Source organism: Lewinella cohaerens DSM 23179 (assembly GCF_000379805.1).
Classification (GTDB): domain Bacteria; phylum Bacteroidota; class Bacteroidia; order Chitinophagales; family Saprospiraceae; genus Lewinella; species Lewinella cohaerens.
This window is the reverse complement of the sequence record NZ_KB903549.1, coordinates 98,469-106,302: the sequence shown is the minus strand read 5'-3', so window position 1 is coordinate 106,302 and position 7,834 is coordinate 98,469. Positions and strand designations below refer to the sequence as shown.

The window sequence follows — 7,834 nt, the reverse complement described above, 5'->3', positions numbered from 1 at the left end:
GCGCAATACTAGGAACAGCACGAAAATAAATGGCGTTTTGTTTTTAAAATAGTTGGCTAAACGGTTCATTTAAAGAGTGTCAACTATTTGGAAAATTTTAAAAAAACGTCATTTGTTTTCTGCGCAATACTAAGGAACCTCTACGGCATTCAAAATCTTATGAATAATATCCTCCTGGCTGATATTTTCCGCCTCCGCTTCGTAAGTAAGTCCAATACGATGGCGCAAGACATCGTCACAAACCGCTCTTACATCTTCGGGGATCACAAAGCCACGGCGCTGTAAAAAGGCATGGGCTTTGGCGGCTAATGCCAGGTTGATCGACGCCCTTGGCGAACCACCAAAACTAAGTAGTGGTTTCAGTGAGGCCATGCCGTAGTCTTCTGGATTACGAGTAGCAAAAACGATATCAATAATGTAGCGTTCGATCTTTTCGTCCATGTAGACTTTACGAACAGATTCGCGTGCTTTGAGGATTTCGGTGACAGAGGTGACGGGATTGACTTTTCCAAAATCGAGATCGTACAAGTTGCGACGCATGATCTCGCGTTCGTCTTCCTTGTTAGGATAAGAAATTTTGACCTTCAGCATAAAACGATCCACCTGAGCTTCTGGTAGGGGGTAAGTACCCTCTTGCTCGATAGGGTTTTGGGTCGCCAAAACGAGGAACGGTTCTTCCAGTTTGAAGGTCTCGTTGCCGATGGTAACCTGGCGCTCTTGCATGGCTTCCAGTAATGCACTCTGTACCTTTGCTGGAGCCCGGTTGATCTCATCTGCGAGGACAAAATTGGCAAAAACAGGTCCTTTTCTTACAGAAAAATCATTTTTGCTAGGGTTGTAAATCATGGTACCCACAATATCGGCAGGTAATAAATCCGGTGTGAACTGGATACGGCTAAATTGACCTTGGAGTACTTGTGACAATGTTTTGATCGCCAGTGTTTTGGCTAAACCTGGCAGACCTTCCAGTAATACGTGGCCACGGGTAAGTAGGCCAAGAAGCAGACGGTTGATCATGTGATCTTGCCCTACAATGACTTTACTTGTTTCCGCTTGGATTCGTTCGATGATCGCACTGTCGGCGTAAATCTGTTGGTTAAGCGCTTCGATGTCTACCGATTGCATACGAGTATTCAATTTATTTTATGGGTATATAATACTATATAAAAGTTCACAAAAAGCAAAAAGGATTACAAAAATGGCTAATTTTTGCCACATTTAAAGCCAATAAGGGGGATTGTGCTGGGCAAGCCCTTATTTTTGCAGCAAGTGGCTTAAGAAAACTAAGTTCTTAATAGTTGGACGGAGCTAAACTATTCCGTCACAAAAATCAAATCCCCTCCTTAATGAGACATTTCTTGACCTTAGCGTTGGTAGTTTCAGTTTTTTGTACCGCATTTTCTCAGGACCGACAGGCAGAAAAAGCTGCACAAGAAGCACTGGCTGAACAGGTGGCTTTTACACTGAAAATGGATGGCCTTATTGTTGAAATACCAACCAATGCTCGTAAGATAGCAGCAATGAAAGAGGTCTTGGAGACAGGGGATTTAACCGCACAAAATCGTAGTAGACTAGGTGTTCGCCTGGCAACCACTATTGAAGAAACAGAAGAGCAAGCGGCACTCCTTGTCAAAATATTTGGAGCGCTTTATGACCTTGGCCCACTCTACTTTATGCCTGATACAGCATTGGCGATTCTTCAAAAGGAGCAACCCTCCGGTTATTTTTATGATGCAGCATTGAAGATTGACCCTAGTATCACCTTACCTGATGATTTCGTGCTGTTGAGAATGGGCTATGCTGATGCAGCCACTGGTTCGGGTGCGGATGCTATGCTGCTCACCAATCGTGACTTGGCTCCTTTGCAGTCTCCTTTTCCTAGTGCGATTACCTTTAATAATGTCGGCTACCTTTTCAATAAGTTACTAGCCCCGGATATTGCCGAACGCAAGCGACTGGAAACTGCTGTGAATTCGCTGGTGCGTAAATTGAGGGCAGCAATTGGGGAGTAGGTTTAGTGTAATTTAAACTCTTAGGTGGGTAAGTATAAGATTATTTGTCTTCCGTTAAGAAGACATGCCCCTTTGTTTATTTGATGATAGTCATTTTCTATGGCTGTTGCAAAGAGTAGCCTTCTCCTGCATTTCTCTACAACTGTGAATAAGTATTTTTTTGCATCCAAATTTGGAAGTGAAGGAAAAAATCAGATATATTTATGTGAGTGAACGTTCACAAACACGGAATTTTTAAAGTGGCTAATACAATTACAGATAGACAATTCGAAATCATCGGAGCAGCTGGCAAAATTCTGACCAATGCTGGCGTAGGTGGGTTGACCATTAAGAACCTGGCCAAAGAGATGCAATTTTCTGAAAGTGCTGTTTACAGGCATTTTTCCAGTAAGGAGAAAATCATCCTGGCGATGCTTGATTTTCTAGCATCTAATATGGATGAACGCTATACCGAAATATTAAGCATTGAGCGAAAAACGGAAGAGAAGTTTATTACACTTTTTCAGAACCAGTTTACATTCTTTGATAGCAATCCCCATTTCGTTGTGGCTGTTTTTTCTGATGGGTTGATGGAAGAAAGCCAGTCTGTAAATGAGTCGATTTCTAAAATAATGCAGGTGAAAATGAAGCACCTGAAGCCAATCATACTCGAAGGCCAGGAAAACAAATTATTCACTGATGCGATATCCGCTGATAACATCATGCACATCATAATGGGATCAATGCGGCTGCAGATGTACAAGTGGAGAGTAGCAAACTTTCAATTTGATATTCTTCATAAAGGAGAGGAAATAATTCAATCGTTATTAACCATTATAAAAAAATAAGCAATGAGATTTTACACCTTATCAATAGCCGTTTTAGTAACGCTATTTGTCACGAGCTGCATGAATAGCAATAGCAGCGAGAATGCAGTTATAGCGCTCAATAATGGCCAGAAATGGGAAGTGAATACAGAAATGACGCCCTACATTCTGGATGCAGAGAAGATGCTAAATGAGTCTGACAGCAATGATTATGCAACCTTGGCCAAGCGGCTAAAGGAACAAAACGATGGCCTGATAAAAAGCTGTACCATGAATGGCGAAAGCCATGATGAATTGCATAAATGGCTACACCCACATATTCAGTTGGTAGAAGCTCTGAGTAAGGCGAAGAACCAACAAGAAGCAGAAAAAACAATAGCCCAACTAAAGGAGTCATTCCAAACCTACAATACCTATTTTCAATGAAATTAAGAGACCTGCACAATCAAGCCAAAGAAGTTTCTGCCTTGAGTTTATTCAAGGGAGAAATGGGAACAGCAACGGCCATTCAGCTAAAAGAGAATGGTTTGCTTAAAGAACATATTACCAAAACCCCAGCCCTTTTACTTTGCATTACTGGCCATGTAATTTACGAAGATGAAACAGCCAAGAGAATTGAACTGCACGCTGGTGATTATGTAAACATTGTACCTAATGTAAAGCATTGGCTCGTTGCTCCAGCGCTGGCTCAATTGGTGTTGTTGAAATAACAAAGCCCAATGAAGTTTGTGAATGTTCACAGATATATACTGCAAGCTAAACCATCTGATAGCCGCACCTGTTTGATTTCTAAAATAGAGAACAAACAATATGTCAAGTCAAATACCAACCAAGCACTTAGCTAATGTATTAGAAAATCATGCACAAGACATGACTGGAAAAATTGTCGTGATCACTGGCACAACCAGCGGCACTGGCTATGTTTGTGCAAAAGAAGTAGCCCAAAAAGGAGCTACCGTTGTCCTTCTGAACCGCAAAAGCGAACGCGCTGAAAAGGCGCTCAATCAACTGAAAGCGGATGTTCCTGGCGGTAAGTTTGAGCAAATCACTTGCGACTTACAAAGCTTTGAAAGCGTACGAAATGCTGTAGCAGCCATTAAAGGTAATTACGAAGTAGTGGACGTGTTGGTCAACAATGCGGGAGTCATGGCACTTCGAGATCAGGCAACGCCAGATGGCTATGATGTGCAGATGCAAACGAATGCGATTTCTCATTTCCTCCTCACGAAAGAATTATTCCCCTTGCTCAGCAAAAGCGATGAAGGTCGGATCGTGAATCATTCTTCTATGGCACGGTTGGGCCCACCGCTGGCCAGCGAATATTTTGAGAAAAAAGGTGGCCAACTGGGAGGCGATGGCACGGAAGAAGAAAACTTCAGTTTCCGAGGCCCAAGGTGGGGGCGTTACCATCAGACCAAATTGGCCAACGCAGCCTTTACGTATGGACTCAAGAATAAGCTGGAGGCTGCCAATATTTCCAATGTTATTCCACTGTTGGCACATCCTGGTTTGGCTAAAACGGAATTGGCTACAACAAGTGCAGCAGTTGGTGGTATGGATGCCAACGCCGAGTTTATGCAAATGGCACAATCAGCAGAAGATGGAGCTACGGGGATTATCAGAGCCGCAATGGACCCCGGCGCAAAATCAGGCGATTTCTTTGGCCCTTCCGGGGATGGATGGAATGGTTTCCCTGAACGATTAACACCCGAAGACCTCTTGTTTGATGAATCAAATATCAAAATCAATTGGGAAGGATGTGAAAAGGCGGTGGGGAAATTTGAAGTCTAGACTTTAGTTCTTCTCCGTACTATGGCATATTCTGTAGGTGGATTAATATGATTACCGCCTGTATAAGTGGCAGGGCCGCTTATAATAACGACATCACCAGCTATAATATCTTTTATAATCTTGTATGGTGGATTAAAATCTGAAAAAGCAGGAATGTTATCAGGCATGGGGAGTGTTTGCCATAATTCAAATGGCTCGGTTAAATGTGAAACCTCAATTGTACCAATCGAACTGCTATCGGTAGTGCAGCTGTCAGAATATACTCCCTTACTGTCTTTTACTTTCCAAGTGCCCGAATTCCCTGCGTTGGATATGCAAACAATTTGCTTGTCAGAATCGTAAATTTTAGACATGTTTTTTATTTCAAGAGCTTGAGTCTATTTTGATATTAGGTCAACTCAATTTCACCCAATGAACGTCAAAACGCTCACTGGATAAATATACTAAAAATGACTTAAGGTCATATAGTATTTCACTATAGATAAGGAAGAGGTCAAACCATCCTGGTTAGGGAATTAATCGTATTACGCTCATTCTGCCAGGTGGAATTTTAGTTTGTTAGCGTTTTGATGTGTTTAACCTGTCTGAAAAGCTAAATTAGCGGTGATAACAAAACATGTCCTTACTCTTTTACCAATGCCTACGACCTCTACTTCTCGACCAGATCAAATTTTTCGACTTGCTACCAGGTTACTCGTCGGAACGGTGTGGCTAAGTGCTACCCTGTTTGGACTGTATATTCTGCTATTTTACTTCGCCGCGTTATTGCTGGAGGAAACTTCATTATGGAACAAGGTGCTCCCTGGTCTATTTGATACTTCTACTCGCCTGGCTACGCTGGGCATCGGGCTTCACTTTGCGGCGGGCGGCATTCTATTAGTACTGGGCTGTATCCAGTTGATTGACCGTATAAGGGTGCGCTATCCGGCGGTACACCGCTGGCTGGGGCGACTTTACGTTATTTCGGCCATGCTTACTGCTATCGGTGGGTTGGTCTTTATTTTGGTCAAGGATACGATTGGGGGGACTGTCATGAACGTCGCGTTTGCGCTGTATGGCATCCTGATGTTTGTGGCCGCAGTACAGACCATTCGCTACGCTCGGATGGCTCGTTTTGAACAACACCGAGCGTGGGCTATTCGCTTGTTCGCCTTGGCTATTGGTTCCTGGTTGTACCGGATGGACTATGGTTTTTGGTTTCTTTTTACGGATGGTTTAGGCCACACTTCAGAATTCCGTGGTCCATTTGATTACTTCATGGATTTCTGGTTCTACCTTCCCAATTTGCTAGTTGCTGAAATTTTTATTGGTCGCCGAGGAGCTTTGCAGTCCAATGCTGCAAAAATTGGAGCTACTATATTAACCTTTTTGGCAACGGCCTTTCTTGTATTGGCAACCTATTATTTTACCGCCAAACTTTGGGCACCTTCGGTATTGGAGTTATTGGGGGGATAATAGTCTTATCGTATTCCTTTGCTGTTATTACTTATCACCACTTGTTTTACACCATAAAGACGCCTGTAAGCATCTTGTACGTTTGCTAGAGAGTTTTATCTGGGGTGTTTTCCTATAAGCACTTACTCCTCTAGTAAGTAGGGCTTTGGTTTTACTTATTTTGTAACTTTAAATTTCACCAATCATCCGAATAAAATGAAAATTGTATCCAGACTGTCTTTACTATTAGTCGTGTTGTTTTTCCAAATGAACGTCTCCACAGCTCAAGAGTTGTCGCTTACGGAAAAGTACAAAGAACAAGCTATCCAACACCTTTCTCGCTTAATGAATGATTTTTACGTGTTCCCGGAAGTGGCCAAAAAAACGGAAGAACACCTCCTTGCCCAATGGAAAGCAGGCCATTTCGATCAATTCACCGATGATGAATCATTTGCGGCAGCTTTGACGACCTCTGTGCAAGAGATCAACCACGATAAGCATATGCGCATTAGGGTCAACCCACCTTATGAAGCCCAACCCAATACCCCCGAAAGAAGGATCGAAGAACGCCTTGATCGCCTAGAAAGGTCTCGAAGGGGAAGCTATGGATTTAATAATGTTGAAATCCTGGAAGGCAATGTAGGTTACCTGGATCTAAGAGGTTTTGCGGGCTTAGAAAATGCACAGGCAAGTGCTGATGCTGCGATGCAGTTAATGGCCAGAACCGATGCGGTCATCTTTGACCTTAGCAAAAATGGAGGAGGTAGCCCGCGGATGGTCCAGTACTTGTGTAGCTATTTCTTTGACCAGAAAGTGCATTTGAATAGCCTCTACTGGCGAGACGGAGATGAAACAGAAGAGTTTTGGACACTAGAAGAAGTGGGAGGAGCTAAAATGCCTGAGGTGCCCTTGTTCATTATTACCAGTGATAGAACATTTTCTGGCGCTGAGGAATTTTCCTACAACATGCAGACACAAAAAAGAGCAACGCTGGTAGGCCAAACCACCGGCGGCGGCGCTAACCCCGGAGGAACCAGGAGAATTAATGATAATTTGAACGTTTTTATTCCCGTCGGAAGAGCCATTAATCCTATTACCAAAACAAATTGGGAAGGCGTCGGCGTAGTCCCCGAAATTGTAGCAACTCCTGAGGACGCTTTAGCTAAAACACACGAACTGGCACAAGCGGCGGCTGAAGCTTATCGAGCTGAAACGAAGAAAAAGTACACCCAGTTGTTTGCTGATTTAAACAGCAAACTTGACCATTACACCGCAGGGCAATCAGAAGAAGAAATTCTTGGGCAGTTAACGATTTGTCAAAAGGTTGGCCTCTTAGGCGAAGGAGATATAAATATACTGGGCTACGAATATTTGCTAGAGCACAAAAAGCCCCAAATAGCAGAATCTATATTTAGAGCCAACACACTTCTCCACCCCAATTCTGCCAACGTATTCGATAGTTATGCAGAGGCATTGATGATGCGTGGCGATTTAGCCGCTTCCGTTGAAAATTATCAAAAAGCCGTCGATGTCGCGAAAGAAAACGAGGACAGAGACCTCGAATTGTTTGAGAAAAATTTAGCAAACGTAAAGCAGAAGCTGAGCGAAGGGGAAGAGTAGAACTGCTTGCAGAAGTAAAGGGATGCGCGGCGATTTTATCGCCACTTATGGTATAGGGTAGAGGGGCGTTTTTCCTCTATCCTATACTTTCGGTTCAGAGAGTGTGGCGTATCCTTCTGGCTTAGGGTTCAATCAGGTTTTTCATCGCCTAAAAATTATTCCATTTATACA

General features: G+C 43.1%; 9 protein-coding genes. 7 read left to right on the top strand and 2 right to left on the bottom strand.

The window, feature by feature from the left end:
• Positions 1 to 129: 129 nt before the first annotated feature.
• Positions 130 to 1,125 carry an AAA family ATPase gene (locus tag A3EU_RS0116535; RefSeq protein WP_020537304.1) on the bottom strand — a complete coding sequence of 332 codons (996 nt, stop codon included), beginning with the start codon at positions 1,123 to 1,125 and terminating at the stop codon, positions 130 to 132.
• A 221-nt stretch (positions 1,126 to 1,346) separates the two neighbouring features.
• Between A3EU_RS0116535 and A3EU_RS0116530 the strand changes: the two genes are divergently transcribed.
• The 5 genes from A3EU_RS0116530 (at position 1,347) to A3EU_RS0116510 (ending at position 4,609) form a co-directional block, all read left to right on the top strand.
• Entirely contained in the window at positions 1,347 to 2,012 is a 666-nt protein-coding gene (locus tag A3EU_RS0116530; protein ID WP_020537303.1) for a hypothetical protein, read from the top strand.
• Between the two features lie 239 nt (positions 2,013 to 2,251).
• Positions 2,252 to 2,839 carry a TetR/AcrR family transcriptional regulator gene (locus tag A3EU_RS0116525; RefSeq protein ID WP_156825795.1) on the top strand — a complete coding sequence of 196 codons (588 nt, stop codon included), beginning with the start codon at positions 2,252 to 2,254 and terminating at the stop codon, positions 2,837 to 2,839.
• A gap of 3 nt (positions 2,840 to 2,842) precedes the next feature.
• Entirely contained in the window at positions 2,843 to 3,244 is a 402-nt protein-coding gene (locus tag A3EU_RS0116520) for a hypothetical protein (protein WP_020537301.1), read from the top strand.
• Positions 3,241 to 3,528 carry a cupin domain-containing protein gene (locus A3EU_RS0116515; RefSeq protein ID WP_020537300.1) on the top strand — a complete coding sequence of 96 codons (288 nt, stop codon included), beginning with the start codon at positions 3,241 to 3,243 and terminating at the stop codon, positions 3,526 to 3,528. The genes A3EU_RS0116520 and A3EU_RS0116515 overlap by 4 nt, the downstream gene beginning before the upstream one ends.
• A gap of 100 nt (positions 3,529 to 3,628) precedes the next feature.
• Positions 3,629 to 4,609: an SDR family NAD(P)-dependent oxidoreductase gene (locus tag A3EU_RS0116510; protein ID WP_020537299.1), complete on the top strand. Its 981-nt coding sequence runs from the start codon at positions 3,629 to 3,631 to the stop codon at positions 4,607 to 4,609.
• Here A3EU_RS0116510 and A3EU_RS0116505 read toward each other — a convergent pair.
• Positions 4,606 to 4,962, bottom strand: coding sequence for a hypothetical protein (locus A3EU_RS0116505; protein ID WP_020537298.1), 357 nt, complete (start codon positions 4,960 to 4,962; stop codon positions 4,606 to 4,608). The genes A3EU_RS0116510 and A3EU_RS0116505 overlap by 4 nt on opposite strands.
• A 283-nt stretch (positions 4,963 to 5,245) precedes the next feature.
• On the opposite strand from A3EU_RS0116505, the gene A3EU_RS0116500 reads away from it, so the two are divergent.
• A complete protein-coding gene (locus A3EU_RS0116500) occupies positions 5,246 to 6,064 on the top strand; it encodes a DUF2306 domain-containing protein (protein WP_020537297.1) in 819 nt (272 codons plus the stop codon).
• A gap of 195 nt (positions 6,065 to 6,259) precedes the next feature.
• The gene (locus A3EU_RS30815; protein WP_020537296.1) at positions 6,260 to 7,663 is read left to right on the top strand and encodes a S41 family peptidase; all 1,404 of its coding nucleotides are present in this window, start codon (positions 6,260 to 6,262) and stop codon (positions 7,661 to 7,663) included.
• Positions 7,664 to 7,834: the final 171 nt, after the last annotated feature.